Below are 25,658 nucleotides of genomic sequence, written 5' to 3' on the forward strand. Positions count from 1 at the left end.
ATCGCCGCCACCTGCCTGCGGATCTGCGACGTGCCGCAGGAGAAGATCGACGCCGCGGCACCCATCGCCATCGAGCTGCTCCCGCAGTTCATCGAGGGCACCCCCGTGCCCACTCGGCCGACCTGAGTGACGTTTCAGCCGACGGCGCCGACGCCTCGGCAGGGTTGCTAGGCGGCGGTCGCGAAGGCCGCCTCGGACTCCGGGTTGCGGGCTACGGAGCGGCGGGCGAGGGTGAACGCGACGGCGCCGAGGACCGAGGTGACGACCATGGTGATCGCCAGCGGAACCGCGGTGTGCTCGCCGGCGACGGCGCCGAGCGGGGAGGCGAGGCCGCCGCCGAGGAACATGATCCCGCCCATCAGCGCCGAGCCGGCGCCGACCGAGGGACGGGCCTGCTCGATGGCGAGAGCGCCGGTGTTGCCCATGATCAGGCCGACGCAGGTGGTGACGACCAGGATCGGCAGCAGGATGAGCGCCTTCGGCACCGGCAGCAGCGCGACGACGAGCACGAACAGTGCGCCGATGGCGAGCACCGGCTGCGCCGACCGGATGATCTGCGCCGGGTGCACCTGCCGCTTGGCCAACCGCGCCGAGAAGAGCCCGGCGACCGTCAGGAAAGCGGCGTTGACCGCGAACCCGATGCCGTAGACCGCCGCCGAGGTGCCGATCACCGATTGGTAGAGGAACGAGGAGGAGGAGACGTACGTCATCAGGGTGGCGAACGTGAGCGACTGCGTCAGCGTGTAGCCGAGGAAGGCGGGCTTGGCGAGGAGACGGCCGAGGTCGGCGTACTCGACCCGGCGGCTGCGGCGCTCGACGGGGAGCGACTCGCGGATCGCCAGCATCACGACGACGACCTGCGCGACGGCGATCGCGGCCACGATGCCGAGCACCCCGCGCCACGGCACGAACCCGGCGAGGGCGCCGCCGATCACCGGGGCCAGGATCGGCGCGATCCCGCTGATCGACATCATGATCGACATCGCCCGCGCGGCGGCAAAGCCGTGGAGTACGTCGGCCACGATCGCCCGTGCCATCACGATCCCCGCCGCGGCGGCGAGCGCCTGGATGAAGCGGGCCGTGATCAGCAGCTCGACGGTGGGTGCCAGGGCGGCCAGCACACCGGCCGCGGCGGCAACGACCGACCCGATCAGCAGCGGCTTGAGCCGTCCGAAGCGGTCGGAGATCGGCCCCCAGGCGATCTGTCCGAGCGCGAGCCCGATCAGGAAGGCGGTGAGGGTGAGCTGGACGTTGCTCGCCGCGGCCCCCAGATCGCTGCCGATCTGCGGGAAGGACGGTAGGTAGAAGTCGATCGCCAACGGCGCGGATGCCGAGAGCAGGGCGAGCGCGAGCAAGAGCCGCGGCGGGACTGACGTCACCGAGTGAACCTCCGGAGAGTTTGGTTGAAGAAGACAACCAACCGAACGCCGAAGTCCCGCCGGACATTCCTCACCAGAGCGTGATGGACCTCTCGAAGATCCCGGTCAGGTCCTCCGCCGACGGCTGCTTCGGCGCGGTGGCGAGCAGCCGCTGCTGCTTGAGCGCCCCTTCGACCAGGTCGGGGATATCGCCGGCGACGTAGCCGACCTCGCCGATCCCGGCCGGGATGCCGATGTCCCGCATCAGGTCGCTCAGCACCCGGGGCAGCAGGTCGCGCGGCTCCTCCTGAGACTCGTCGAAGCCGGGTGCCAGCAGCCGGGCCGCACGCAGGTGCCGCTCGGGGGCGGCGTCGAAGGTGTAGCGGAAGGCCTCCGGAGCGGTCAGCGAGACGGCCATCCCGTGCGGCACCAGCGCCTCGTCGCCGGGGTAGTCCTTGGGGTGGAAGTCGCGCACCCGCCCGGCGATCGGGTAGGCGCAGGCGTGCGGGATGTGCACGCCGGCGTTGCCGAAGCCCAGACCCGCGAAGGTCGCCGCGAACGCCATGTCACCGCGTGCGAGCGTGTCGTCGCCGTGCGCGACCGCCTGCCGGAACGAGCCCGCCAGCAGCGACAGCCCCTTCTCCGACCACATGTCGGAGATCGGGTTGGCGCCGCAGTAGGGAACACGCTGATCGGGCGACTTGCGATCGTAGGAGGTGTAGGGGCGCGCCGTGTAGCTCTCCAGCGCGTGGCACAGGATGTCCATCCCGGAGGCGGCGGTCACCCCGGCGGGCTGGGTCATCATCAGGTCGGGATCGACGACGGCCAGCGTGGGGCGCAGGCGCGCGTGCGAGATCCCGGTCTTCACCTTGAGCGACAGCACGTCGAGCACGCACACGGTCGTCGACTCCGCACCGGTGCCGGTGGTGGTCGGCACCGCGACCAGGGGCAGCAGCGGGTTGGCCGGCGCGAGCCCGCGACCCACCGGCGCGTTGAGGTAGTCCATCAGGTCGCCGTCGTTGGTGGTCAGCAGGTTGACCGCCTTCGCGGTGTCGATGCTCGACCCGCCCCCGACCGCCACGATCGCGTCGAACGGCCCGTGCTCGCGGGCGAACTCGACCGCCTCGCGCATGCTCTCGTCGGTCGGCTCGACATGGACGCCGTCGAAGACGACGGCAGTGACGTCGTACGCCTTCATCTGCTCGGCCACGCGCTGCGGCAGCCCGGTCGCGGAGATGCCGGGATCGGTCACCACGAGGGCGCGGCGGGCGCCCAGCGACGCGAGGTCGTAGCCGATCTCGGCCGAGGCGCCGGTGCCGAACTTGAGCTGCGGGGAGCCATAGGTGAACACGGTCTCAGGTGTGGCGTGCGTCATGAGGCGCACGATATCGACCGGCTGCCACTCGCATCACCGGTCGGAGTGCCCAAACGTCTCGTGAGACACCCGTGGTCTTAAGTCATGTATTTCACTAGACTTTATTCAGATCAAGCCGACGCCATCAGAGGAGACCACCCATGACCATCACCGAAGCATCCCCCGTCAACGAGCTCACCGTCCACAAGGTCGGCGGCCGGATCGGCGCCCGAATCGACGGCGTCACCCTCTCCGGCGACCTCCCCGCCGAGACGATCGCCGAGATCCGGTCCGCCGTCCTGACGAACAAGGTCGTCTTCTTCCGCGGCCAGGACCATCTCGACGACCGCGCGCAGATCGCGTTCGGCGAGCGTCTGGGTCCGCTGACGACCGCCCACCCGACCGTGAACACCGGCAGCGCCCGCGTCCTGACCCTCAAGGCCAACCGCGGCATGGCCGCCAACTCCTGGCACACCGACGTCACCTTCGTCGACCGGCCGCCGGCGTTCTCGATCCTGCGCGGTGCGGAGATCCCCGAGTACGGCGGCAACACCGTCTGGGCCAACACCGTCACCGCCTACGAGCGGCTCCACCCCCAGCTCAAGGCGCTGGTCGACAACCTGTGGGCGGTCCACTCCAACGACTACGACTACGTACGCCCCGACCAGGCCGACTCCACCGACGACGTGGCCGCGCGCAAGCGCGAGGAGTTCGTCTCCACGATCTACCGGACCGAGCACCCGGCGGTCCGGATCCACCCCGAGACCGGCGAGCGCGCGCTCGTCCTGGGCCACTTCGTCAAGCACTTCACCGGCCTGAACCAGAAGGAGAGCGCGATCCTCTTCAACCTCCTCCAGGACCGGGTCACCGCCCTGGAGAACACCGTCCGGTGGCACTGGCAGCAGGGCGACGTCGCGATCTGGGACAACCGCGCCACCCAGCACTACGCCGTCGCCGACTTCGACGAGCTGCCACGCGAGGTGCGGCGCATCACCGTCCAGGGGGACGTACCCGTCTCCATCGAGGGCGAGCACAGCCGGGTGCTCGAGGGCTCCGCCGAGGTCTACAACCGCCTCGACGAGCTGATCTCCTGACCGACGTACGTCCGGGAGGTCAGGCGAGCGTGAAGCCGACCTTCCGGGCGACGACGTCGGCCGTCTCCAGGCGTACCTCGACCTCCTCGCCGAGCGGGAGCGCCGTCGCGCCGGTGACCCGGGCCTCGATGGCAGGCTCCTCGACGGTGATCGAGCCCTTCTGCTTGTCCTCGTCGTCGATCTCGACCACCACCGCGGTGAAGGTCTCTCCGACCCGGTCGTGCAGCACCCCGGCCTCGACCAGGTCGACGACGCCGCGCTCGTACGCACCACTGGTGCGCGAGGAGGCACGCATCGTCTCCGGAAGGGTGGTGAACGCGCTCGTGACCCAGTCGGGGACCGGCTGGTCGGCGCAGAGCGCCAGGCAGACCTCGCCGGCGTAGCGGTCGATCAGCCGGCGCAGCGGCGCCGTCACGTGCATGTACTCGTTCGCCAGCGCCGAGTGCTCGGTCAGCGCGGGCAGCTCGCCGTTGAACGAGGCGTACCCACTCCCGCGCAGCAGCCGGGTGCACGCGATCGCCATCGCGGCGTGCTTGCCGTTCTTGCCGTCGAGCGAGCGGATGAAGTCGGGGTAGAGCATCTCCGCCGGCCACTCCAGCCCGAGCGCCCGAGCGGTGCGGTGCAGCCGCTGGACGTCTCGGGGGTCGGGTTCGGGAAGGGTCCTGAGGAGCCCGACACGGGCGTAGACCATCAGGTCGGCCGCCCCGAAGCCGGTGAGCAGCGAGATCTGCGCGTTCCAGTCCTCGACGGGGAGCAGGTCGCGGTACTCCAGCGACCACTGATCGCCCTGGACCGAGATCTCCTGGTCGCGCAGCGGCAGGTTGACCCCGCCGCGGGCCGCCTCGAGGGCGATCCGCTTCTCGCCGATCTCCTTCAACAGCTGGAGGGAGTCGGCGTAGTCGGTCTCGGCGAACCCGTCGCCGTCGAACATCTTCTGCACGCCCTCGTAGGAGAGCTTCGCGCGCGACCTGACCAGCGCGCGCTCGACGAAGGTGTCGGTCCCCTCGCCGGTCGCGTCGAGCCTGTGGGTCCACAGCAGGGCGGGGCGTACCTGGTCCGGGAGCAGCGAGGCGGCGTCCTCGGAGAGCACCTTGGGGTGGAGCGGGATCTTCGCATCGGCGGCGTAGAGCGTCTCGCCGCGCCTGTTGGCCTCCAGGTCGACCGGGTCGCCGGGCGCCACGAAGGCGGCCACGTCGGCGATCGCGTAGTGCACCACGTAGCCGTCGCCATCACGCTCCAGGTGAAGCGCCTGGTCGAGGTCCATCGACGTCTCGGGGTCGATCGTGACGAACGGCAGGTCGGTGCGGTCGAGCTCCGGGAGCCTGGGGTTGGCCGCGGCGGCGGCCGCCGCCTCCTCCACCTCAGGCGGGAACTCGGCGGTCACCCCCAGCTCGGCCTGGAGCGCGGCGATCCCATCGCGGAGCGTGGTGGCGGCGACACCGTTGTCGGCACTGGCGACCCGGATGATGCGTGCGGAGCCCATGGCCAGAACTGTAGTGGCTACTTCTTCTTCGAAGCCTTGTACGTCTTGTGCAGCGCGGCGGCTTCCTTGCCGAACGCCTTCGGGTTGCCCTTGAAGGCGTCGAACTGCCCCCACAGACCCTTCGTGGACCTGCTGTGCGCCTTCGCCGTCCTGTCGATCTTGGCCACCGCCCGGCGCTGGGAGGAGGTCAGCGAGCGCTTCGCCCGGAGGTGCTCCGAGCGCGCCCGAGCCTTCTTCGAGACATCCTGGATCAGCCAGAACAGCCCGACGATGATGATCACGACGAGGAAGCCGGCAAGGTTGGGCCCGGAGGCGGACTCGGCGGCCAGAACGATCATGACTGGAACGTAAGCTCGCACGTTCCCGCAGGTCACAGGCGCTTTGAAAGATACCCAATCCTCGATTCGGCCATCCTGGCCCCGGGCGGCACGATAGTCCCGTGCTGATCCTGCTGCCGCCCTCGGAGGGCAAGACCGCGGCCGTACGCGGCAACCCGCTCGCGCTCGACGACCTCCGCCTCCCGGGGCTCAACCCGGCCCGAGCCAAGGTCATCGACGCGCTGGTCGAGCTCTGCACCACGCGCCCGGACGAGGCCGTCGACATCCTCGGCATCCCGAAGACCCAGCCCGAGCTCGTCACCCTGAACGCCGGGCTGGCCGATGCCCCCACCGCCCGCGCCGACCGGATCTACACCGGCGTCCTCTACGACGCCCTCTCCCCCGCCACCCTGTCCCCGGCTGCCAAGCGCCGCGCGACCAGCCGGGTCATGGTGACCAGCTCCGTGTTCGGCCTCGTCGGCCTCGCCGACCGCATCCCGGCGTACCGCCTCTCGGGCGACACCACCCTCCCCGGCATCGGCGGCGTCCAGGCCCACTGGCGCTCACACCTCGGCGCCGGCGTGTCCGAGGCCCTCGGCGACGGCCTCCTCGTGGACCTGCGGTCCGGGACGTACGCCGCATTCTGGCGCCCAGAGGACGTTGCCGCCCGCACCGCCACCGTCCGTGTCCTCCACGAGCACAACGGCCAGCGCAAGGTGGTCAGCCACTTCAACAAGGCCACCAAGGGCCGCCTCGTCCGCGCCCTCCTCGAGTCCGGCGCCAACCCCCGCACCCCCACCAAGCTCGCCCACGCCTTCCACGACCTCGGCTGGACCGTCGAGACCGGCCCCGCCACCAAGACCGGCACCCAGCTCGACATCATCGTCTCCGAGATCTGACCCCGCGCCGAGTCGGCTCGTCCTGACCGAAAACCTCGCCGAGTCGGCTCGTCCTGACGAGCCGACTCGGCGAGAAATCAGGTCAGGATGCGCCGACTCGGCGTCAGAAGAGGCCGGAGGCGAAGGGGTCGCGGGAGACGGGGAGACCGTTGAAGAGGCGCATCGAGGCGCGGTCGTCGGCGAAGAACGAGACGACGGTGACGGAGGCGGGCGAGAGCTCCATGCTGAAGACTCCGGCGATCGGGGCGCCCAGGGCGTGGGCGACGATCAGCTTGATCGGCGAGACGTGGGAGGTGACCACGACGGTCTCGCCGGCGTGGGCCTCGAGGACCCGAGAGAGGCCGTCGAGCACGCGGGCCTGAGCGGAGTCGAAGGACTCACCGCCCGGGGGCGCGACCTCGGTGGCCCCCATCCACGCCTTCATCTCGTCGGGGAAACGTTGGGCGACCTCACCGAAGGTGAGCCCCTCCCACTCCCCGAACTCGATCTCGGCGAACGCGGGCTCCTCGACCAGCCGGGCACCGAGCGCACCGGCGACGAGCTCACCGGTCTCGACGGTGCGCAGGACCGGCGAGGTCACGACGGTCGAGACCGAGGACGCGAGCGGCTTGAGCCACTCGGCGGTGAGCATCACCTGCTCGCGGCCTTCCTGGGTCAGCGGCGGGTTGTCGCCGCCGAGGCCTCCGGAGAACGCCTTGGCGGCGGTGTGCTTGGTGACCCCGTGACGTACGAGAACCAGCGTCGTCGCCGCCGCGCCGGCTCCCCACCCGCGCGCGGTCTTCTCGGTCACAGCCCCGACTCGGCGGTGCGGACCAGGATGCGGGAGCACTCCTCGCAGCGCACGACCTCGTCGGCAGCGAGCCCGCGGATGCGGGAGATCTCGGCGGGGTCGAGCTGGAGGTTGCAGCCGCCGCAGCGGCGGGCACGCAGCTCGGCAGCGCCGACACCCATCTTCTCGCTGAGCCGCGAGTAGAGGGCGAGCAGGTCGTCGGGGATGCCCTCGAGCGCGGGCGCCCGCTCCTCGGCGACCGCGGCGAGCTCGCCGTCGATCTTCGAGGTCTCGACATCAACGGAGTCGACCGCGACCGCGAGCTTCTCGGTGATCTCGGCCAGCTCGGCCTCGAGCCGGGTCACGGCCGTCTGAGCCTCCTCGAGCTGCTCCATGACCTCGAGCTCCTCGTCCTCGAGCACCGAGATCCGGCGGTCGAGGGTGGCCAGCTCGTGCTGCATGCGCTCGAGGTCCTTGGCGCTGCTGATCGCCCCGGAGTCCATCCGCTCCTGGTCGCGCCGGCGGCGGGTCTTGACCGCCTCGACGTCGGCGTCGGCCTTCTTCTGCACCCGCTCGAGGTCGTCGCGCGTGATCCGGGCGTCGCGTACGGCATCGTCGGTGGTCTTCTTCGATGCCTGCAGCTCCGCCACGACGGCGGCCTGCGGCAGGTGCGCACGGCGGTGGCGCAGCTGGAGCGCACGCGAGTCCAGCTCACAGACGTCGAGCAGCTTCACCTGGGCGAACGGGTCGGCTTTCAGCGGATTCTCCTCAGCTATTCACGATCAAGGTCCACGGGTCGGTGACGATCTCCGAGACCCGGGTCTCCACCGTATCTCCGAATGCCTCCCGAAGTCGCCTCGCCAGGACTGGCAGCCAGGTCCACTCCGCCGCCCAGTGCGGGATGTCGATCAGCGCACCGCCCTTCTCGAGGAACTCCGAGGCCGGGTGGTGGCGCAGATCGCTGGTCACATAGACGTCGTACGCAGCCACCTGATCGAGCAGGAAGTCACCCGCGCCTCCGCACAGCGCCACCGAGGAGACCGGCCGGTCGAGGTCGCCGGCGACCCGGATCCCGGCCGCGGTCGCGGGCAGCGCGGCCGCCACGGACTCGGCGAAGGCGCCCAGCGTGGTCGGCGCCACCGTCCCGGCCCGGCCGGTCCCGACATCCTCGGTCAGCCCCGGCACCAGCGGCCGCAGCGAGCTCAGCCCGAGCGCGAGCGCCAACGACTCCGAGACTCCGCCGAGAGCCTGGTCGGCGTTGGTGTGCGCGGTGAGCAGCGCGCACCGCGCGGAGACCAGCGTCGAGAGCGTACGCCCTTTGGGGGTCGTCGCGGCGAAGCCGTGCACACCCTTCAGGAACAGCGGATGATGGACCACGACCAGGTCCGCACCCCACGCGGCCGCCTCCTCGGCGACCGGGAGGGTCGGGTCGACGGCGAGAAGCACCTTCGAGACGGGCTGCGAGGGCTCGCCCCAGACCAGCCCGACAGCATCCCATTCGTCGGCGGTCGCGGGCGGGTACCAGTCGTCCAGCAACGAGGTGACGGTGGACAGAGTGGGCGGGGTCGACATGGGGTAAACCCTAGATCCCGGAACCGGGGCCGCACTCAGCGGCGGCGACGTACACGAAATCAAGTTCGTAACCGTTCTTTTACAACTGATTCCGTACTTTTCCCCGGATCTTGTGGTGGAATGCAGCGCTAAGTGAACAATCGACTGGAGCAGCGATGACCACGACAGCTACCCCGGACCAGACCTCCGGCTCGGTAACCATCACCGGCCTGACCAAGACCTATGGCCAGGCCACGGCGGTCGACGGCCTGGACCTGGAGATCCGGGCCGGCGAGTTCATCTCGCTGCTCGGTCCTTCGGGCTGCGGCAAGACCACGACGCTACGCATGATCGCCGGGTTCGAGAAGCCCGACTCGGGCAGCATCGTCATCGGCGGCAAGGACGTGGTCAGGCTCGCGCCCTACCAGCGCGACGTGAACACGGTCTTCCAGGCGTACGCGCTGTTTCCGCACAAGTCCGTCGCGGAGAACGTCGCCTACGGCCTGCAGCAGCGCAAGACACCCAGGGCCGAGGTCCGAGAACGGGTCGTCGAGGCGCTGCGGATGGTGCGGATGCTCGACTACGCCGACCGCGGCCCGGCTCAGCTCTCCGGCGGCCAGCAGCAGCGGGTGGCGCTCGCCCGGGCGCTGGTCAACCGCCCCGGCGTCCTCCTCCTCGACGAGCCGCTGGGCGCCCTGGACCGCCAGCTGCGCGAGGAGATGCAGCTCGAGCTCAAGCTCCTCCAGTCCCGCCTCGGGATCACCTTCGTCTTCGTCACCCACGACCAGCACGAGGCGCTCGCGATGAGCGACCGGATCGCGATCATGCGCGCCGGGCGGATCGAGCAGCTCGCCGACGCCGAGACCGTCTACAACCAGCCCGCCAGCGCGTACGTCGCCGGCTTCGTCGGCCAGCAGAACTTCCTGCACGGTGAGGTCAGCGCCGACGGCACCACCGTCGAGACCCCCTTCGTGGTCGTCGAGGGTCCCGCCAAGCCCGACGGGAAGCCCGGCGAGGCCCACCAGGCCGCGATCCGCCCCGAGATGATCTCGATCGAGCCCCGGGCCGAGTCCGGGACCGTGACCGAGGGCCTCAACTCCGTCGCCGGCGAGGTCCTCCAGGTCTCCCCTCTCGGCGAGGTGATCCAGTACCTCGTCAAGGTCACCGACGAGCTCAGCCTGCTGATCCGCCGCCCCACCCACGGCGCCGCTCGGCTCTCCCCCGGCGACCCGGTCCTCTGCGGCTGGGCCGCCGAGGACGTACGTCTCTTCCCCCTCGACACCCCGCTCGAACAGTCCACCGCTAGGAGCCCACAGTGAACAAGCCTGTCAACAAGAACGGCAACGTACGGATCCTGGCCAGCCATGCCGGCGCGCGAGCGATCCGCCAGGAGCTCTCGCGGCGCCACTTTCTGAGCCTGGCCGCTCTCGCCGGTGCCGGCGTCGCTCTGAGCGCCTGCGGCTCGGACGGCGGTGGCGGGGCGTCCAGCGCCGTCGAGCCCGGCGGCGGCGCGACCGGTGGACCGGTCGAGAAGTCGCTGTCGATCTACACCTGGGGTGACTACGACTCCCCCGAGGTGATCGACGCGTTCAGCAAGACCGGCCCGAAGGTGACGCTCGACTCCTACGGCTCCAACGAGGAGCTGATCTCGAAGCTGGTCGCGGCCGAGGGCACCAGCGGCTACGACATCGTCGTGCCGACCGGGGTCTACATCCCGCAGCTGATCGAGAACGAGATCATCGTCCCGCTCAACAAGGACCTGATCCCCAACATGGCCAAGGTCGACCCGAAGTTCCTCGGCCAGGACTGGGACCCGGAGAACGAATACTCGGTGTGCAAGTGCTGGGGCACCACCGGTTTCGTCTACGACACCACCGTGATCAAGCGCGACCTGGCGACGTGGAACGACTTCATCGACGCGATGCAGAACGAGGCCTCGGGCAAGACCTCGCTGCTCGACGACCCGCAGGGTGTCTCCGGCCTCTACTTCTGGGCCAACGACATCGACTGGAACACCGAGGACATGGCCGACTACGACGCCTACGAGGCCGAGGCGGTCGAGAAGTGGGCGCCGCACATCGCCGGCTTCGACTCCTACCCGGCCACCGGCGCGATGCAGCAGAACACCTTCGCGCTGATGCAGAACTGGAACGGCGACTCCCGCCTCGGGATCCTCGAGCACAAGCAGCCCGACCGCTGGAAGTGGGTCCTGCCCGGCCCGACGACCGAGCTGTGGATGGACAACTGGTGCATCCCGACCGGCGCGCCCCACCCCGAGGCCGCGCACGCGTTCCTCGACTACGTGCTGGAGCCGGAGAACTCGTTCCTGGAGATGGACTACATCGGCTACAACACCGGCGCGCTCGGCATCGAGGAGATGGCCAAGGAGCGCAAGGTCGAGCTGCCCGAGATGATCTTCTTCACCGACGAGCAGCTCGCGACCATGAAGAACGGTGCCGTCAACGAGGCTCAGGACCGGCGTACGGAGGTCTACGACAAGCTGAAGGCCGCCGCCAGTGCGTGACCGAGCGGCGAAGCGCCTCCCGGGTTTCGTCCTCGCCGTCCCGGCGTGGCTGTGGCTGACGGTCTTCTTCGTGGTGCCGTTCCTGCAGATCGCCTGGTTCAGCTTCGGCGAGAAGCCCGGGATGTTCGGCACCCACAGCAACGCGGTGATGTCGCTGGACCGCTACGCCGAGGCGTTCAGCCCGACCTTCTTCACGATCTTCCGGGCGACGCTGTGGATGAGCGTGCTGGGCACAATCGCCTGCCTGCTGATCGCGTTGCCGGCTGCGTACTTCATGGCGGTGAAGGTCCCCGCACACCGCCGCGGGCTGCTGGTCGCCCTGGTGATGGTCCCGTACTGGACCTCCTTCCTGATCCGGACGATCGGCTGGAAGGTGATCCTGTCCTCGGAGGGAGCGCTGGCCGGGTTCCTGACCGACGTCGGCCTGGTCGCCGACCCGCACGACCTGCTCAACACCCGCGGTGCGGTGCTGCTGGGTCTGATCTACAACTATCTGCCGCTGATGATCCTGCCGATGTACGTCGCCTTCGACCGCGTCGACAACGCCCTCGGTGAGGCGTCCAAGGATCTCGGCGCCGACCGGGTGCGGACGTTCTTCCAGGTCACCCTGCCGTTGGCGCGGCCCGGGATCATCGCCGGCATCGTCCTGGTCTTCATCCCGATGATGGGCGACTACGTCACCCCGGCGGTCCTCGGCGGCGCGAAGGGCACGATGGTCGGGTCCCTGATCGCCAGCCAGTTCCTGACCGCGCAGAACTGGGCACTGGGCTCGGCCATGGCCGTCGTCCTCATCCTGCTCACCATGCTCATCGTCGTCCTGGCCATCACGCTGATGTGGGCCGTGGGATGGCTCCTGCACAGGCGCAGCAAGCTGGTCATCGGAACCGTCCCGCCTCCGGACACGAGGCTGCACACCAAGGAGGTGGTGACCGCATGAGCAGACCCTCCGGCACCAATCTCGCGCTCGGCGCGTGGACGACCCTGGTCTTCCTCTTCCTCTTCGCCCCGATCATCGTGATCGGCATCTACTCCTTCAACGGCGGCCGACTGCTCACCGCCTGGGACGGCTTCAGCCTGGAGCCGTTCACGGCGATCATCGAGCGCCCGACCGTACGCCACACCGTCGCCGTCTCCCTGCAGACCGCCGTCGTCGCCGCCCTCCTGGCGAGCGTGCTCGGCACCCTGGCCGGGATGGCGATGGCCCGGTTCCCGGGCCGCTGGGCGGGCCCGTTCACGCTGCTGTTGCTGCTCGTCTCGGTGACGCCCGAGATCGTCGACGGCATCGCGCTGCTCCCCTGGTTCGTGACGCTCGGGCAGGACTGGTCGCTGCTGCCGTTCAACAACGGCTACGTACGCCTCGTGGTCGGCCACTCGCTCTTCGCGACCGCGGTCGTCACCTACATCGTCCGGGCCCGCCTCGTCGGGCTGGACGCGTCGCTGGAGGAGGCCTCGGCGGACCTGTATGCGCGGCCGGTGGCGACGTTCTTCAAGGTCACGATCCCTCTCGTCGGACCGGCCGTGCTCGCCGGTGGGCTGCTGGCCTTCACGCTGAGCCTCGACAACACGGTGATCTCCTCGTTCATCAACGTCTCCGGCACGACCTCGTGGCCGGTCTACGTGCTCTCCTCGGTCCGCTCCGGTCTCAAGCCCGAGATCGCCGCGGTCTCCACGATCCTGCTGGTCTTCACGCTCCTGGTCCTCGGCCTGGTGGCGCTCGTGCTCAAGCGCTCGGGCTCCTCGGTCACCGACACCATGGCCGTCAACTGATGGGCTCTGGCGCCCTCGCAGCGGACGTGCTGCTGCGAGGTGGCCGCGTGCTGCGCAAGGGCCGGTGGGAGGAAGTTTCGCTGGCCGTGCGCGACGGCCGAATCGCGGCCATCGGCGCGGAGCTCGACGCTCTGGCCGGCCCCGAGACGGTGGTCGAGGAGCTCGACGGCCGATGGGTCCTGCCCGCCTTCCACGACTCCCATGTGCACCCGATCCAGGCCGGGCTGGAGATGAACCAGTGCGACCTGACCGGGCTCTCGACCCTCGAGGGCTACCTGGACGCCATCGGCTCCTACGCCGCGGCCGACCCGGGACGCACCTGGGTCACCGGCGGTGGCTGGTCGATGGACTCCTTCCCGGGAGGCGTGCCGACCGCGTCGCCTCTGGATCGCCTGCTTCCCGACCGGCCGGTCTTCCTGCCCAACCGCGACCACCACTCCGCCTGGGTGAACAGCCGCGCGCTCGAGATCGCCGGCATCGACGCCGGCACGCCAGACCCCGCCGACGGGCGCATCGAGCGCGACTCCGCCGGCCGGCCCACCGGTGCGCTGCACGAGGGGGCGATGGCGCTGGTCGGCTCGCTGGTCCCCGCCCCGACCTCGCGCGACCTGACCGAGGCGCTGCTCACCGCACAGCGCCATCTCCACTCCGTCGGCATCGTGGGCTGGCAGGACGCGCTGGTCGGCGACGGGCTCGGCATGCCCGACTCGCTGCCGACCTACATCGCCGCCAACGAGTCCGGCGCGCTCACCGCGAAGGTCGTCCTCGCCCAGTGGTGGGACCGGGACCGAGGCCTGGAGCAGCTCCCTGAGCTGATCTCGCGCCGCGCTCGTGCCGCACAGGCAGGGCTGGACGCGGCCAGCGTGAAGCTGATGCAGGACGGCGTCTGCGAGACGCACACGGCCGCCATGCTCGACCCCTACCTCGACTCCCACGGTGATCTCACCGACAACCGCGGGCTCTCCTTCATCCCGGCCGACGCTCTGGCGACGTACGTCGCGGCGCTGGACGCCAACGGGTTCCAGGCGCACATCCACGCGCTCGGGGACCGGGCGGTCCGCGACAGCCTGGACGCGATCGAGCACGCGCGGGCGACCAACGGGGCCACCGGGCTGCGGCACCATCTGGCCCACGTCCAGGTCGTCGCGGCATCCGACGTCCCTCGGTTCGCCGCGCTCGAGGTCACCGCCAACATCCAGCCGCTGTGGGCCTGCCTGGACGAGGCAGTGGAGGTGCTGACCCTGCCGTTCCTGTCACCGGCGGCGCGGGGCCAGCAGTATGTGTTCGGGTCGCTGCTGCGTACGGGTGCCCGGATCGCGTGCGGCAGCGACTGGCCGGTCTCCGACCCGGCGCCGCTGCTCGGCATGCACGTCGCGGTCAACCGCCGCTCCCCCGACCAGCCCGCCGACGCCACCCCGTTGCTGCCCGAGGAGGCGCTGCCGGTCGCCGAGGCCCTCGCCGGCTACACCACCGGCACCGCCTACCTGAACCGTCTCGAAGGGTCCACGGGCCGGATCGAGACCGGGTACGCGGCCGACCTGGTTGTCGTCGACCACGACATCCTCGGCGAGGACACGACCGTCCTCGCCCGGACCCGGGTCACCCACACGTACGCGGACGGTCGCGAGGTCCATCGGCGCTGACCGCGTGCAAGACTCGTCGGCATGATCATCTTCGGGCTCAAGACCTACACGCGACTGCTGGCCACGCTCTCGCTGGTCTGCCCACACTGCCGCCAGCAGGCAGCCCATCGCCTGTTCGAGGTCGTCAACAAGTTCACGCTCTTCTTCATCCCGCTCTTCCCGGTGAGCAAGTCGCGCCGGATGGACTGCACCTACTGCGGCTACGCCTCGAAGCTGTCCAAGGAGCAGGCGGACCAGCTCCAGTCCGCCCCGCGTCCGAGCCTCGGCTGATCCTCGGCTTTCACAGGAACCCCACAGCCGGGGCAGGAGGTCCTCACGGATCCGGACGTCAGAGTCAGGTCAACGCACCAGGACCGACGTCGAGGAGAACCAGATGAGCCGCGTACCCGAACCCGAGAACACCCCTGAAGGCCCGGCCTATGAGGGCCGCCTGCTGGCCCGCCCGGAGGAGGAGGTGGTCGACCAGGGCGCCGGCTTCGACATCTCGACGCTGCTGACCCGCCGCCGGGTCCTCGGGCTCGTCGGGGTCGGGGTCGGAGCGGCCGCCCTGGCCGCCTGTGGGGCGGGCTCCTCGGGCTCCTCCAGCACCTCCACGGGCGGCTCCGCCGCCACCACCTCCACGACCGCCGACGGCGAGATCCCGCAGGAGACCAACGGCCCCTACCCGGCCGACGGCACCAACGGCACCAACGTGCTGACCGAGTCCGGGATCGTACGCAGCGACATCACCTCCAGCCTCGACGGCGGCACCACCGTCGACGGTGTGCCGCTCACCTTCACCTTCACCGTGACCGACATGGCCAACGCCGACGTGCCGTTCGAGGGGGTCGCGGTCTACCTGTGGCAGTGCGACGCCGAGGGCCGCTACTCGATGTACTCCGAAGGCGTCGAGGACGAGACGTACCTCCGCGGGGTCCAGGTCGCCGACGCCAAGGGCCAGGTGACCTTCAAGACCATCGTCCCGGGCTGCTACGACGGCCGCTGGACGCACATGCACTTCGAGGTCTACCCCGACGCCGACTCGGCCACGACCGGCGAGAACGCGATCGCGACCTCGCAGGTCGCCTTCCCGGAGAAGATGCTGAGCAAGGTCTACCAGGACGACGCCTACGAGGGCTCGGCCGACAACCTCGCGAGGGTCAGCCTCGACACCGACAACGTCTTCAGCGACGGCTACGACCTGGAGATGGGCACGTTCACCGGCAGCCCGAGCGCCGGCTACAGGGGCTCGCTCGCCGTCGCCGTCGACACCACCACCGAGGCAGCCATGGGCGCCGCGCCCCCGACTCGGCGCTGATGCCCCGCCAGAACCGGCCGAGTCGGCGCAACTGTCCCACCAGATCCCTGGTCGAGCAGAAGGTCGGCCGCGCGCACCCACCTCCGGATGGCGACGCGGCCTGCGCCCTACCCTGATCGGGTGAACGACGCCCAGAAGCCGAAGGATCAGGCCGGCGACGCCGCGGCGCGCGGGACGCGTCGACGGGAGCGAACCCGCGCCCGGGTGCTCGAGGCCGCCGAGCAAATGTTGTCGCAGCATGCCCCTGAGGAGATCAGGATCGAAGACGTCGCCGCCCTGGCGGGGATCTCCCCGGCGTCGGTCTACGTGCACTTCGGCACCAAGGACGGGCTGATGGCAGCCGTCACCGAGCGAGTGCTGACGGTGGCCACCGAGACCCTCCGGTCGGCCTACGCCGCGCAGACCACGCCGCTCGAGCGCTTCGCCGGCGTCGGGTCGGCCTACCTGAAGCTGCTGCTGGAGCACCCGACGGTCGTGAAGTACCTGATGGTCACCGGCGAACGCGGCCCCGGGTCGGCGGTGGAGGATCTGGTCGTCGAGCGGTTCAGCGAGCTGCGGGGCGAGTTCGAGCAGAGCATCCGTGATGCGGTGGACTCCGGCGCGATCCGGGCAGTGGATCCGGAGCTGTTGTCCTACTTCCTCTTCGGGTCCTGGAACGGGGTGGCCGCACTGGCGTTGCGCCGGGACGCACTGGCGCTGGAGCCTGACCGCGTCGAGCTGGCCGTGATCGAGGCCGGCCTGGTGTTGCTCGAGGGTCTGATCAAGGCTCCGCCTTCATCCTGACGGACAGCGGGACTTGGCGGAACGGGTCAGAACGAGTTAACTGGAGTCCGACTCCAAATCACTGCTCCGAAAGCGGCCGGCGATGACCCAGACTGCAGCACCCCCCACTCCGGGCCACGAGGCCGACGACCACACCTGGGATGCCGTGGTGGTGGGCGCCGGGCCGGGCGGCCTCACCTGCGGGGCCTACCTCGCCGCCAACGGCAAGCGGGTCCTGGTGCTCGAGGCCAACCAGGTCGTCGGCGGCAGCACCCAGGTCTTCCGCCGGGCAGGCAACAAGTTCGAGTTCGACGTCGGCACCCACTACGTCGGCGAGTGCGGCCCCGGCGGTCGGATGCAGACCGCGCTGTCCGGCCTCGCACTGACCGAACGGATCAAGTGGCTGCGCCAGCGACCCGAGGGCCACTGTCAGGTGATGATCCCCGGCACCACCTTCCAGACACCGACGGGCTGGGACACCTACCTCGACCGGCTCATCGCGGCCTTCCCCAGCGAGGAGGCCGGGCTCCGCCGCTGCGTACGGATCATGCGGATCATCGCCGCCGGGGAGCAGCCGCGGCTGCGCCCCTATCACCTGCTGCGCTGGGGCATCCGGCCGATCACGAAGCTGATGGACGCCTGCGGCCTGAGCGCGGACGCGCAGGCCGTGATCCTCGCCGAGAACGGCGACTACACCTGGCCGCCCTACCGCACGCCCACCGCGATGCACGCCGGCTTCCTCCACCACTACCTCCAGGCCGGCGCCTACTACCCGCGCGGCGGCGGGCAGGTCATCGGCGCCCACCTCACCGACGTGATCACCACGCACGGTGGCCGGGTGCGCACCAAGGCCCGGGTCGAGAGGATCCTCATCGAGGACGGACGGGCGGTCGGCGCACGTCTGGCCGACGGTGAGGAGATCCGCGCCGAGGTCGTCGTCTCCGCCGCGGATTTCAAGAGGACCTGGGCCGACCTGGTCGGCGACGAGCACCTGACCCGCCGCCTGCGCCGCCGGCTGAAGGACCTCGAGATGACGCTGCCGATGTTCGCGGTCTACGTCGCTCTCGACGTCGACCTGCGCGAACGCGGCACGCCGCCGCTGGCGTGGGTGTGGCCCACCAACGACGTCGACGCCTACTACCGCGAGGTCGAGGCGGGCCGCTGCCCGGAGCAGATGCCCGTCGGGATCAGCTGCCCCACCGCCAAGGATCCAGAGGGTACGCACTCGGCGCCGGCGGGGTACTCCACGCTCGAGCTGGTCAGCTGGGCACCGAAGGGACACGAGTTCTGGAACGTCTCCGAGGACCCCACCGACGGAGCGTCGTACGGCCGTGACGAGCGCTACCTCCAGCTCAAGGAGCAGCTGACCCAGCGGGTGCTCGACACCGCCGAGCTGATGATCCCGGACATCCGCGAGCGGATGGTCTTCTGCGAGGCCTCCACGCCGATCACCCAGGAGCGCTTCACGTTGACCAGCGACGGCTCCTGCTACGGCATCGCGCCGCTGATCAAGAACCTCGGCCCCTTCCGGCCGCGGGTCACCACCCACATCCCCGGGCTGTTCCTCGCCGGCGGCAGCACGGAGCACATGTTCGGCATCAACGCCACGATCTGGGGCGGCATGGGCACAGCCGGCGCCGTGCTCGGTCGCGACCTCGTCGCAGAGGTACGCGACGGCGCGGTCTTCGTGGACGAGGCCGACCTGACACCGATCACCGACGACTTCGACCCGCTCCTGGCCTCGAAGCCGGGCTCGGTGATCCGTCGGGCCGCCCGGCGTCGCCCCAGGGCGACGGCCTGAGCGACCCGCCAGCTCGTCTAGTTGACCTTGCGCTCGCGGTCACCCCAGTAGGGCTCACGGAGCTTGAACTTCTGCAGCTTGCCGGTGGCCGTACGCGCCAGGGAGTCGCGGAACTCGACGACCGTCGGCGCCTTGTAGCCGGCGGCTCGCTCCTTGCACCAGGCGATCAGCTCCTCCTGGGTCGCCTGGGCGCCCTCGGCGAGGACGACGAGGGCGAGGATGGTCTCGCCCCACTTCTCGCTCGGGATGCCGATGACGGCCACCTCAGCGACCGAGGGGTGCAGGAAGAGGACGTCCTCCACCTCGGCCGAGCTGACGTTCTCGCCGCCGGTGATGATGACGTCCTTGATGCGGTCGGAGATGGTGAGATAGCCGTCGTCGCCGAGGCTGCCGCCGTCGCCGGTGTGGAACCAGCCGTCGGCGAGAGCCTTCTCGGTCTCCTCCGGCTTCTCCCAGTAGCCCTCGAGCACGACGTTGGAGCGGGCCAGGACCTCCTTGTCGGGCGAGATGTCGAGGCTCACGCCGATCGCCGGCGCGCCGGCGCGGGTCAGCTTCGCGGCGCGCTCCATCGGGTCGAGGTCGTCCCACTCGGCACGGGTGCGGTTGATGGTCAGCAGCGGCGAGGTCTCGGTGAGGCCGTAGATCTGGATGAACTCCCAGCCGAGCTCCTCCTGGACGCGGACGACCGTCTTCGTGGGCGGCGGAGCGCCGGCCATGATGATCCGGACCTTGTCCCGTCCTGGGATCTCGCCCTCGGTGGCCTGCCACTGCGGGAGCGCGTCGAGCACGGCGGCCGCCACCGCCGGCGCGGCGCACATGTAGGTGACTCCGTGGTCGCGTACGCGGCGCAGGATCTCCATCCCGTCGACCTTGCGCAGCACGATGTGCTTGATGCCGAGGCCGGTCGCCGCGAACGGCATCCCCCAGCCGTTGGCGTGGAACATCGGCAGGGTGTGCAGGTAGACGTCACGATCGGTCAGCCCGGCGTGGAGCCCGAACGTCAGCGCGTTGGTCCAGATGTTGCGGTGGGTGATCTGCACGCCCTTGGGCCGGGCGGTGGTGCCGGAGGTGTAGTTGATCGCCGCGGTCGCGTTCTCGTCCGGCTCCCACGGCGTCGGCTCGACCCCCTCCTCGGCGTAGAGGTTGGCGTCGTCGCCGAGCACGAAGCGATGCTTGGCAGTCACGTCCTTCAGCGCCTCGTCGACCTCCGGGTCGACCCAGAGCACCGAGGCGCCCGACTGCTCCACGATGTAGGAGACCTCGTCGGGACGGAGACGGAAGTTAACAGGCACCAAGATGCGGCCGTAGCCGGAGACGCCGTAGAACGCGGTCAGCAGTCGCGCCGAGTTGTGGGAGACGATCGCGACCCGCTCCCCCACCCCGATGCCGAGCTCGTCGAGCCTCGCGGCCATCCGCTTCGCGAGCAACTTCATCTCGGCGTACGTCACCTCCCCGAGGGAGGCCGCCGGCTGGTCGGGCTCGTCGACGATGCCCACCCGCTCGCCGTAGACGGATGCGGCACGGTCGATGAAGTCGTTGACGCTGAACGGGACGAACACGGGCGTTACCTCCAGGTGCAAGTGGTGACCCGGATCACTGTATCGATGAGAGGTCTCTCATGGACCCCCACTTCGGACAGGTGGTCAGGCACTATCGGAGGGTCATGTCGCGCACCCTGAAGATCCTTCTCCCGCTGGTCGTCCTCGTGGCTGTCGGCGTCTATCTGGCCGGCTCCTTGGCCGGAGCCTCCGAGAACGACCCGCCGCCCCGCGAGCCCGTCGTACTGCCTTCGCAGTCGGTCTCGCCGTCCGCGCCGAGCACGGGATCGTCTCCGAGCACAGATCCTTCGAGTGTCCCGGTCGTCACTCCTGGTCCCGTCGACGATGATGATGACGACGATGACCGCGACGACCGACATGACGACGACTGACCCACGCCGGGGGCTGTCCGTACGCACCCGGATCACCGCCTCGGTGGCCCTCCTGGTCACCCTCGCCCTGGCCGGCGCCGGTCTCATCGTCTACGCCGTCGAGCTCAGCCGGGTCGACGCCGCGACCACGCGCGAGATGGAGCAGGAGCTCGACGAGTTCTCCAGGCTGCGCACCGAGGGCATCGACCCCGAGACCAGGGCACCGTACGACGTGGAGGGCCTGCTGCGGACGTTCCTGAGCCGCAACGTCCCCGACGACGACGAGCTCCTCGTCGCCTGGGTCGACGGCCGGCCGCGTGCGCACTTCCCCGAGGACCCGCTGGTCGAGTCGCCACGGTTCCGCAGCGCCGTACGCGACGTGGTCCGCGACGGCGGGACGACCTATCTCGACACCGCGGACGGCGAGGTACGCATCACCAGCCAGCCAGTGCGGCAGGACAACGCCCAGGGCACCACCGAGGGCGCCCTGCTGGTCGTCTCCTACCTCGACGAGGACCGTGCCGAGCTGCGCAGCACGATGCGGACCTACACGATCGTGGCCGCCCTCCTCGCCCTGCTCGTCACCGTGGTCGCGGCCTGGCAGTCCGGGCGACTGCTGGCCCCGCTGACCAGGCTTCGGCAGGCGACAGGTGCGGTCAACGCCAGCGACCTCTCGGCCCGGCTGCCCGAGTCGGGCAACGACGACATCTCAGCTCTGACCAGGAACTTCAACGACATGCTGGCCCGCCTGGAGCAGGCGTTCTCCGACCAGCGTCAGTTCCTCGACGACGCCGGTCACGAGCTGCGTACGCCGTTGACGATCATCGGGGGCCACCTCGAGCTCCTCGACGAGTCCGACCCGGCCGAGGTCGAGCAGACCCGGCGGCTGGCGCTCGACGAGGTCGACCGGATGGGCCGTCTGGTCGGCGACCTGATCCTGCTGGCCAAGCACGACCGGCCCGACTTCCTCACCCTGGAGGAGGTCGACGTCGACACCCTCACCGAGGACATCCTGGCCAAGGCCAGCGCGCTGGCCGACCGCGACTGGCACCTCGACGCGGCCACTCCAGGCACCTGGCGCCTGGACCCGCAGCGGGTCACCCAGGCGATGCTGCAGCTGTGCGACAACGCCGCCGGACACACCGCGCCCGGCGACCGGATCGCGGTCGGCTCGGCGACCGTCGACGGCACCCTGCGGCTGTGGGTGCGCGACACCGGGCCGGGCGTGCCCGCCGAGGACAGGGACCGGATCTTCGAGCGGTTCGCGCGCGGCGCCGAGACCGGCTCCGGCGACCGGCCGGGCCTCGGGCTCGGCCTCGCCATCGTCTCGGCCATCGCCACCGCCCACGGCGGCACCGTAGGCGTCGAGGACGCGACACCCTCCGGCGCCCGCTTCACGATCACCCTGCCCGCACGCACCGAAGGAGAGGCATGGCCCGCATCCTGATCGTCGAGGACGAGGACCGCATCGCGGCCTTCCTCGCCAAGGGCCTGAGCGCCGACGGCCACCAGGTCAGCACCGTCGCCGACGGGCTGGAGGGACTCGAGGAGGCGCTGAGCGGCGCCTTCGACCTGATGGTGCTCGACATCGGTCTGCCGACCATCGACGGCTTCGAGGTCCTCGACCAACTCCGCGCCCAGGGCTCCCGGATGCCGGTGGTCGTGCTGACCGCCCGCGACTCGGTGCACGACACCGTCTCCGCGCTCGAGGGCGGCGCCGACGACTACCTCGCCAAGCCGTTCCGCTTCGCCGAGCTGCGGGCCCGGATCAACGTACGCCTGCGCCAGCAGGACAACACCGACGCCGAGGTCGGCGAGCTCCGCTCCGGCTCGGTGGCGCTGGACCTGCGTACCCGGCGGCTGCGGGTCGACGGGCGCGAGACCGACCTCTCCGCGCGGGAGTTCGCACTGGCGGAGGTGCTGCTGCGGCATCCGGGGCAGGTCCTCTCCCGGGCGCAGCTGCTCGACCTGGCCTGGGGCATGGACTTCGACCCGGGCTCCAACGTCGTCGACGTCTACGTCGGCTACCTGCGCAAGAAGCTGGGCTCGTCCCGGGTCGAGACCGTACGCGGCATGGGCTACCGCTTCCAGCCCTGAGCTCGGTGCCGGGAACGGCTGAGGACCCGGCAAGCGCCGGGCCCTCAGCCGCAGGGGATATCGAGAAGGGTCAGTGGATCCGCAGGCCGCCCAGCGAGGCTCGCGGGAGCCGCTCCAGCGCGGGCGAGACCGTCTCGGCGATCTCCGCCGGTGCCGGCCGGTCGCCGGCGGCCGGGGCGAGGCACGCCTCGATGACCTTGACGATCTCGGGCGGCGTACGCCTGGGGAGGTCGCCGGGCCCGGAGACGAGCTGCGGGTAGCGCTCGGTGCGGTCCGCGGCCTCCGGGTCACCGGCAGGGAACGGCCGCTCGCCGGTGACAGCGTGGAAAAGGGTCGCGCCGAGCGCCCACACGTCGCTGGCCGGGCCGACCTCGCCGCGCTCGCCGGGCAGGCACTGCTCGGGCGCCATGTAGGCGTCGGTGCCGATCTCGTGGCGTAGGGCGGCGGCCGCGGCGGTCGGCCGGGCCACGGAGAGGTCGATCAGCCGGGCCGGCGAGCCCATGATCAGGTTGCTCGGCTTGATGTCGAGGTGCACCCAGCCGGAGCGCCGCAGATAGTGCAGTGCCGAGGCGAGGTCGAGCGCCAGCGGCAGGTACTGCTGCTCCGGGAGGCGCCCGTGGCGGCGGATCAGCGTCGAGAGCCGGGGGCCCTCGACGTGCTCCATCACGACGTATGGGCGCTCGCCGTCGAGGTCCTCGCGCAGGCCGCGGACGAGGACCGGATGACGCAGCTGCGTCAGTGCGTCGGTCTCGCGCCGCAGCGCGTTGCGGCTGGTCTCGCTCTCGATCAGGTTCGGTCGCAGGACCTTGGCGACGACCGGCCCGTAGGTGATCTCGTCGAAGGCCAGGAAGGCCTCGTACGACGAGCCGCCCCCGAGCAGCCGCATCGCGGTCAGCTCGGGGGTGATCGCGTCACCCTGGACCAGGTCCCAGGTGTCGGTCATCTTCGACTCAGCCCTGGGTCCGGTCGTTGGTGTTGTTGTCGCGCGTGTTGTTGTCCCGCGTGTTGTCCTTGGTGTTGTCGTCCTTGGTCTGGACGTCGCGGGTGACGTTGTCGCGGGTGTTGTTGTCCCGGGTGTTGTCCTTGGTCGCCCGGGTCACACCGGTGCCGTTGGTCGCGGTGTCGTTGCCGGCGGCGTCGCGGGTGACGTCGTCGGCGTCGTTGTCGTCGTCATCGTCGACGGTGGTCACCTGGGTGTTGGACTTCTCCTCACGCTTGGCATAGCCGTCGTCGTCGACAGCGGCAGCGCTCTGGTAGCTGAACACAGCGGCCGCGACCACGCCGACCAGGCCGGTGCCGAGGATCATCGGAAGCTTCTTCATCATTCGTCCCTTCAGGTTCTGCCCCGGGTGTTCCCGGCGCCATGCAAGAACCATCTCGACCCGCGGTGAGGTGATCGTGAGACGACCATGAGAGCTCTCTCATCCGCGAGCCGGTTCGGGTCCTGGGGCCGGTGGTGATAGGAACGTCCCGTGCAGAGCAGCGAGCGGCGCGAGATCGCGATCAAGGTCGGTGTGCTGCTGCTGGTCGGGGTGCTGATCTCGGTGGCCGGCTACGGCTACTCGCGCTCGCGCTTCCGCGAGCACGCCACCGAGCAGTCCGAGACGGCCGCCAGTCGGTTCGCGCGGACCACGAGCTGGACCACGGTCGAGGCGAAGCCGGAGCTGGTGGCGCAGTGGGCGCGCGCCTGTCCCTCCGTCCAGACCCCGCCCACCGAGAAGACGGCTGACGCGCGCGGTCACCTGGAGAAGGTACGCATCACCTCCACCGACCTCACCGAGACCGGCGCCACGGTGAAGCTGACCCCCGACGGCGGCCGGTCCGTGTTCACCTTCGTGGTCACCCGCTCCGGCGAGGGCAAGGACGAGGAGTGGCACGTCACCGAGGTCACCTGCGCAGCCGGTTGATCCGACCCGTGTGACGTCGCCTGTGGCTGGGTACCACACCGATATGGACACCGCTGGATTCACCAATCTGTTGACCCGACCCGGGCCGTACGCCACCGTGCTGGCCGATGTCAGCCAGAACTCGGAGGACGCGGCCCATGCCAAGGAGCTCCGGGTGCGAGCCGCCTGCGAGAAGCTCTCCGCCCAGGGCGCTCCCCCGGGCGTCGTCGCCCAGGTCTCCGACCGGCTGGAGGCGAACGTACGCCAGCCGGCCCCGCTCGCGCGGGTCGTCGTCGCGACGCCTGAGGGGATCGCCTACGACGAGGTCGCCGTAGCCGAGGTCCCGAACCCGGTCGCGACCTGGGACGCGCTCCCCGACCTCGGCTCCTGGATCGCCGCGCGCGAGGCCTCGATGCCGTTCGTGCTGGTCCTGGCCGACCACACCGGCGGCGACATCTCGCTGTGGGACTCCGGACTGCCGCAGCCCACGAGCACGACCACCGTGGCGGGCGACGAGCTCGAGCACGTCCACAAGGTCCACGACAACGTCGGCTGGGCGGCCTTCCGCATGCAGCAGACCACCGACAACGTCTGGCGGCACAACGCCGACAAGGTCGCCGAGGAGGTGACCAGACTGGTCCGCGACCACGGCCACGAGCTCGTGCTCATCGGCGGCGACCCGACGACGGTCGGCAGGCTCCGTGAGGACCTGGCCGGCCTTCCGGCCGAGGTGGTCGAACTGGCGAGCGGTCAGCGCGCCGAGGACGGCGGCGACCACGCTCGCGACGAGGCGATCCGCACCGCGGTGCTGGACCAGGTCGTACGCCGCCGAACCGCGCTGGTGCGGCGGCTCGAGGAGGCCTGGGGCAAGGGCGAGCGTGCGGCCACCGGCGTACGCGACGTCGCCGACGCCTTCGTCACCGGCCGTGTCGAGACGTTGTTGATCGATCCCGGCGCACTGGCCGGGCACACCCTCGACCCGGCGGACCATCCCGGCCTCACCTTCGGCGAGGCCCCGGTCTCCGGTCCGGTCCCGGCCGGCGAGGCGCTCGTCGCCGCCGCGGTCCTCACCGACGCGGAGGTGTGCGTGCTGCCCGCCAGCGTGCTCGGCGACGCGCCCGTCGCCGCGCTGCTGCGCTGGGCCTGA

General features: G+C 70.2%; 26 protein-coding genes. 16 read left to right on the plus strand and 10 right to left on the minus strand.

Annotated features, from left to right (window positions below; translation table 11 throughout):
* Positions 1–167: 167 nt before the first annotated feature.
* A complete protein-coding gene (locus ABTX24_RS20290) occupies positions 168–1,379 on the minus strand; it encodes a multidrug effflux MFS transporter (protein ID WP_350842113.1) in 1,212 nt (403 codons plus the stop codon).
* Between the two features lie 70 nt (positions 1,380–1,449).
* Entirely contained in the window at positions 1,450–2,733 is a 1,284-nt protein-coding gene (locus tag ABTX24_RS20295; RefSeq protein WP_160021964.1) for a hydroxyacid-oxoacid transhydrogenase, read from the minus strand.
* A 140-nt stretch (positions 2,734–2,873) separates the two neighbouring features.
* Here ABTX24_RS20295 and ABTX24_RS20300 point away from each other — a divergent pair, with 140 nt between their 5' ends.
* Positions 2,874–3,806, plus strand: coding sequence for a TauD/TfdA dioxygenase family protein (locus ABTX24_RS20300; protein WP_160021962.1), 933 nt, complete (start codon positions 2,874–2,876; stop codon positions 3,804–3,806).
* Positions 3,807–3,825: 19 nt separating this feature from the next.
* Here ABTX24_RS20300 and ABTX24_RS20305 read toward each other — a convergent pair whose 3' ends face one another.
* Both ABTX24_RS20305 and ABTX24_RS20310 read right to left on the minus strand, forming a co-directional pair.
* A complete protein-coding gene (locus tag ABTX24_RS20305; protein WP_350842115.1) occupies positions 3,826–5,289 on the minus strand; it encodes an RNB domain-containing ribonuclease in 1,464 nt (487 codons plus the stop codon).
* Positions 5,290–5,306: 17 nt separating this feature from the next.
* Entirely contained in the window at positions 5,307–5,627 is a 321-nt protein-coding gene (locus tag ABTX24_RS20310; RefSeq protein ID WP_160021960.1) for a hypothetical protein, read from the minus strand.
* A gap of 101 nt (positions 5,628–5,728) precedes the next feature.
* Here ABTX24_RS20310 and yaaA point away from each other — a divergent pair, with 101 nt between their 5' ends.
* The gene (gene yaaA, locus ABTX24_RS20315) at positions 5,729–6,505 is read left to right on the plus strand and encodes a peroxide stress protein YaaA (RefSeq protein WP_350842117.1); all 777 of its coding nucleotides are present in this window, start codon (positions 5,729–5,731) and stop codon (positions 6,503–6,505) included.
* Between the two features lie 103 nt (positions 6,506–6,608).
* On the opposite strand, the gene ABTX24_RS20320 is transcribed toward yaaA, so the two are convergent.
* Genes ABTX24_RS20320 through ABTX24_RS20330 form a run of 3 tightly spaced genes read right to left on the minus strand, consistent with a single transcriptional unit; the run spans position 6,609 to position 8,846 of the window.
* Entirely contained in the window at positions 6,609–7,295 is a 687-nt protein-coding gene (locus ABTX24_RS20320; protein WP_350842119.1) for a histidine phosphatase family protein, read from the minus strand.
* On the minus strand, positions 7,292–8,008 hold the full coding sequence (locus ABTX24_RS20325; protein WP_350721025.1) for a zinc ribbon domain-containing protein: 717 nt from the start codon (positions 8,006–8,008) through the stop codon (positions 7,292–7,294). Before ABTX24_RS20325 ends, ABTX24_RS20320 begins: the two co-directional genes overlap by 4 nt.
* 34 nt (positions 8,009–8,042) lie before the next feature.
* Positions 8,043–8,846: a Nif3-like dinuclear metal center hexameric protein gene (locus ABTX24_RS20330; protein WP_160021953.1), complete on the minus strand. Its 804-nt coding sequence runs from the start codon at positions 8,844–8,846 to the stop codon at positions 8,043–8,045.
* A 155-nt stretch (positions 8,847–9,001) separates the two neighbouring features.
* On the opposite strand from ABTX24_RS20330, the gene ABTX24_RS20335 reads away from it, so the two are divergent.
* The 9 genes from ABTX24_RS20335 (at position 9,002) to ABTX24_RS20375 (ending at position 18,619) form a co-directional block, all read left to right on the plus strand.
* Positions 9,002–10,144 (plus strand): ABC transporter ATP-binding protein, encoded by a 1,143-nt coding sequence (locus ABTX24_RS20335; RefSeq protein ID WP_350842121.1) that lies wholly within the window; start codon positions 9,002–9,004, stop codon positions 10,142–10,144.
* Positions 10,141–11,349, plus strand: coding sequence for a polyamine ABC transporter substrate-binding protein (locus ABTX24_RS20340; protein ID WP_350721019.1), 1,209 nt, complete (start codon positions 10,141–10,143; stop codon positions 11,347–11,349). The genes ABTX24_RS20335 and ABTX24_RS20340 overlap by 4 nt, the downstream gene beginning before the upstream one ends.
* Entirely contained in the window at positions 11,342–12,286 is a 945-nt protein-coding gene (locus tag ABTX24_RS20345) for an ABC transporter permease (RefSeq protein ID WP_350842123.1), read from the plus strand. The genes ABTX24_RS20340 and ABTX24_RS20345 overlap by 8 nt, the downstream gene beginning before the upstream one ends.
* Positions 12,283–13,116 (plus strand): ABC transporter permease, encoded by an 834-nt coding sequence (locus ABTX24_RS20350; RefSeq protein ID WP_160021945.1) that lies wholly within the window; start codon positions 12,283–12,285, stop codon positions 13,114–13,116. The genes ABTX24_RS20345 and ABTX24_RS20350 overlap by 4 nt, the downstream gene beginning before the upstream one ends.
* Positions 13,116–14,759, plus strand: a complete 1,644-nt coding sequence (locus ABTX24_RS20355; RefSeq protein ID WP_350842125.1) for an amidohydrolase — start codon at positions 13,116–13,118, stop codon at positions 14,757–14,759. Before ABTX24_RS20350 ends, ABTX24_RS20355 begins: the two co-directional genes overlap by 1 nt.
* Positions 14,760–14,780: 21 nt before the next feature.
* Positions 14,781–15,029 carry a zinc-ribbon domain-containing protein gene (locus ABTX24_RS20360; RefSeq protein WP_160021941.1) on the plus strand — a complete coding sequence of 83 codons (249 nt, stop codon included), beginning with the start codon at positions 14,781–14,783 and terminating at the stop codon, positions 15,027–15,029.
* 103 nt (positions 15,030–15,132) lie between these two features.
* A complete protein-coding gene (locus tag ABTX24_RS20365; RefSeq protein ID WP_350842127.1) occupies positions 15,133–16,056 on the plus strand; it encodes an intradiol ring-cleavage dioxygenase in 924 nt (307 codons plus the stop codon).
* 120 nt (positions 16,057–16,176) lie between these two features.
* Positions 16,177–16,839 (plus strand): TetR/AcrR family transcriptional regulator, encoded by a 663-nt coding sequence (locus ABTX24_RS20370; RefSeq protein WP_350842129.1) that lies wholly within the window; start codon positions 16,177–16,179, stop codon positions 16,837–16,839.
* 82 nt (positions 16,840–16,921) lie between these two features.
* Positions 16,922–18,619, plus strand: a complete 1,698-nt coding sequence (locus ABTX24_RS20375; protein ID WP_350842131.1) for a phytoene desaturase family protein — start codon at positions 16,922–16,924, stop codon at positions 18,617–18,619.
* Positions 18,620–18,636: 17 nt separating this feature from the next.
* On the opposite strand, the gene ABTX24_RS20380 is transcribed toward ABTX24_RS20375, so the two are convergent.
* Positions 18,637–20,178, minus strand: a complete 1,542-nt coding sequence (locus tag ABTX24_RS20380) for an AMP-binding protein (protein WP_350842133.1) — start codon at positions 20,176–20,178, stop codon at positions 18,637–18,639.
* 104 nt (positions 20,179–20,282) lie between these two features.
* On the opposite strand from ABTX24_RS20380, the gene ABTX24_RS20385 reads away from it, so the two are divergent.
* Genes ABTX24_RS20385 through ABTX24_RS20395 form a run of 3 tightly spaced genes read left to right on the plus strand, consistent with a single transcriptional unit; the run spans position 20,283 to position 22,625 of the window.
* Entirely contained in the window at positions 20,283–20,549 is a 267-nt protein-coding gene (locus tag ABTX24_RS20385; RefSeq protein WP_160021932.1) for a small secreted hydrophilic protein, read from the plus strand.
* The gene (locus ABTX24_RS20390) at positions 20,518–21,975 is read left to right on the plus strand and encodes a sensor histidine kinase (RefSeq protein ID WP_350842135.1); all 1,458 of its coding nucleotides are present in this window, start codon (positions 20,518–20,520) and stop codon (positions 21,973–21,975) included. Before ABTX24_RS20385 ends, ABTX24_RS20390 begins: the two co-directional genes overlap by 32 nt.
* Positions 21,960–22,625 (plus strand): response regulator transcription factor, encoded by a 666-nt coding sequence (locus ABTX24_RS20395; RefSeq protein ID WP_160021928.1) that lies wholly within the window; start codon positions 21,960–21,962, stop codon positions 22,623–22,625. The genes ABTX24_RS20390 and ABTX24_RS20395 overlap by 16 nt, the downstream gene beginning before the upstream one ends.
* Before the next feature lie 70 nt (positions 22,626–22,695).
* On the opposite strand, the gene ABTX24_RS20400 is transcribed toward ABTX24_RS20395, so the two are convergent.
* A complete protein-coding gene (locus ABTX24_RS20400; protein WP_350842137.1) occupies positions 22,696–23,568 on the minus strand; it encodes a serine/threonine-protein kinase in 873 nt (290 codons plus the stop codon).
* Positions 23,569–23,575: 7 nt separating this feature from the next.
* On the minus strand, positions 23,576–23,947 hold the full coding sequence (locus ABTX24_RS20405) for a hypothetical protein (RefSeq protein ID WP_160021924.1): 372 nt from the start codon (positions 23,945–23,947) through the stop codon (positions 23,576–23,578).
* A gap of 150 nt (positions 23,948–24,097) precedes the next feature.
* On the opposite strand from ABTX24_RS20405, the gene ABTX24_RS20410 reads away from it, so the two are divergent.
* Positions 24,098–24,532 carry a hypothetical protein gene (locus ABTX24_RS20410; RefSeq protein ID WP_350842139.1) on the plus strand — a complete coding sequence of 145 codons (435 nt, stop codon included), beginning with the start codon at positions 24,098–24,100 and terminating at the stop codon, positions 24,530–24,532.
* Between the two features lie 43 nt (positions 24,533–24,575).
* The gene (locus ABTX24_RS20415) at positions 24,576–25,658 is read left to right on the plus strand and encodes a baeRF2 domain-containing protein (RefSeq protein ID WP_160021920.1); all 1,083 of its coding nucleotides are present in this window, start codon (positions 24,576–24,578) and stop codon (positions 25,656–25,658) included.

The sequence above is a fragment of the Nocardioides sp. NPDC127514 genome (genome assembly GCF_040302125.1).
GTDB lineage: Bacteria > Actinomycetota > Actinomycetes > Propionibacteriales > Nocardioidaceae > Nocardioides.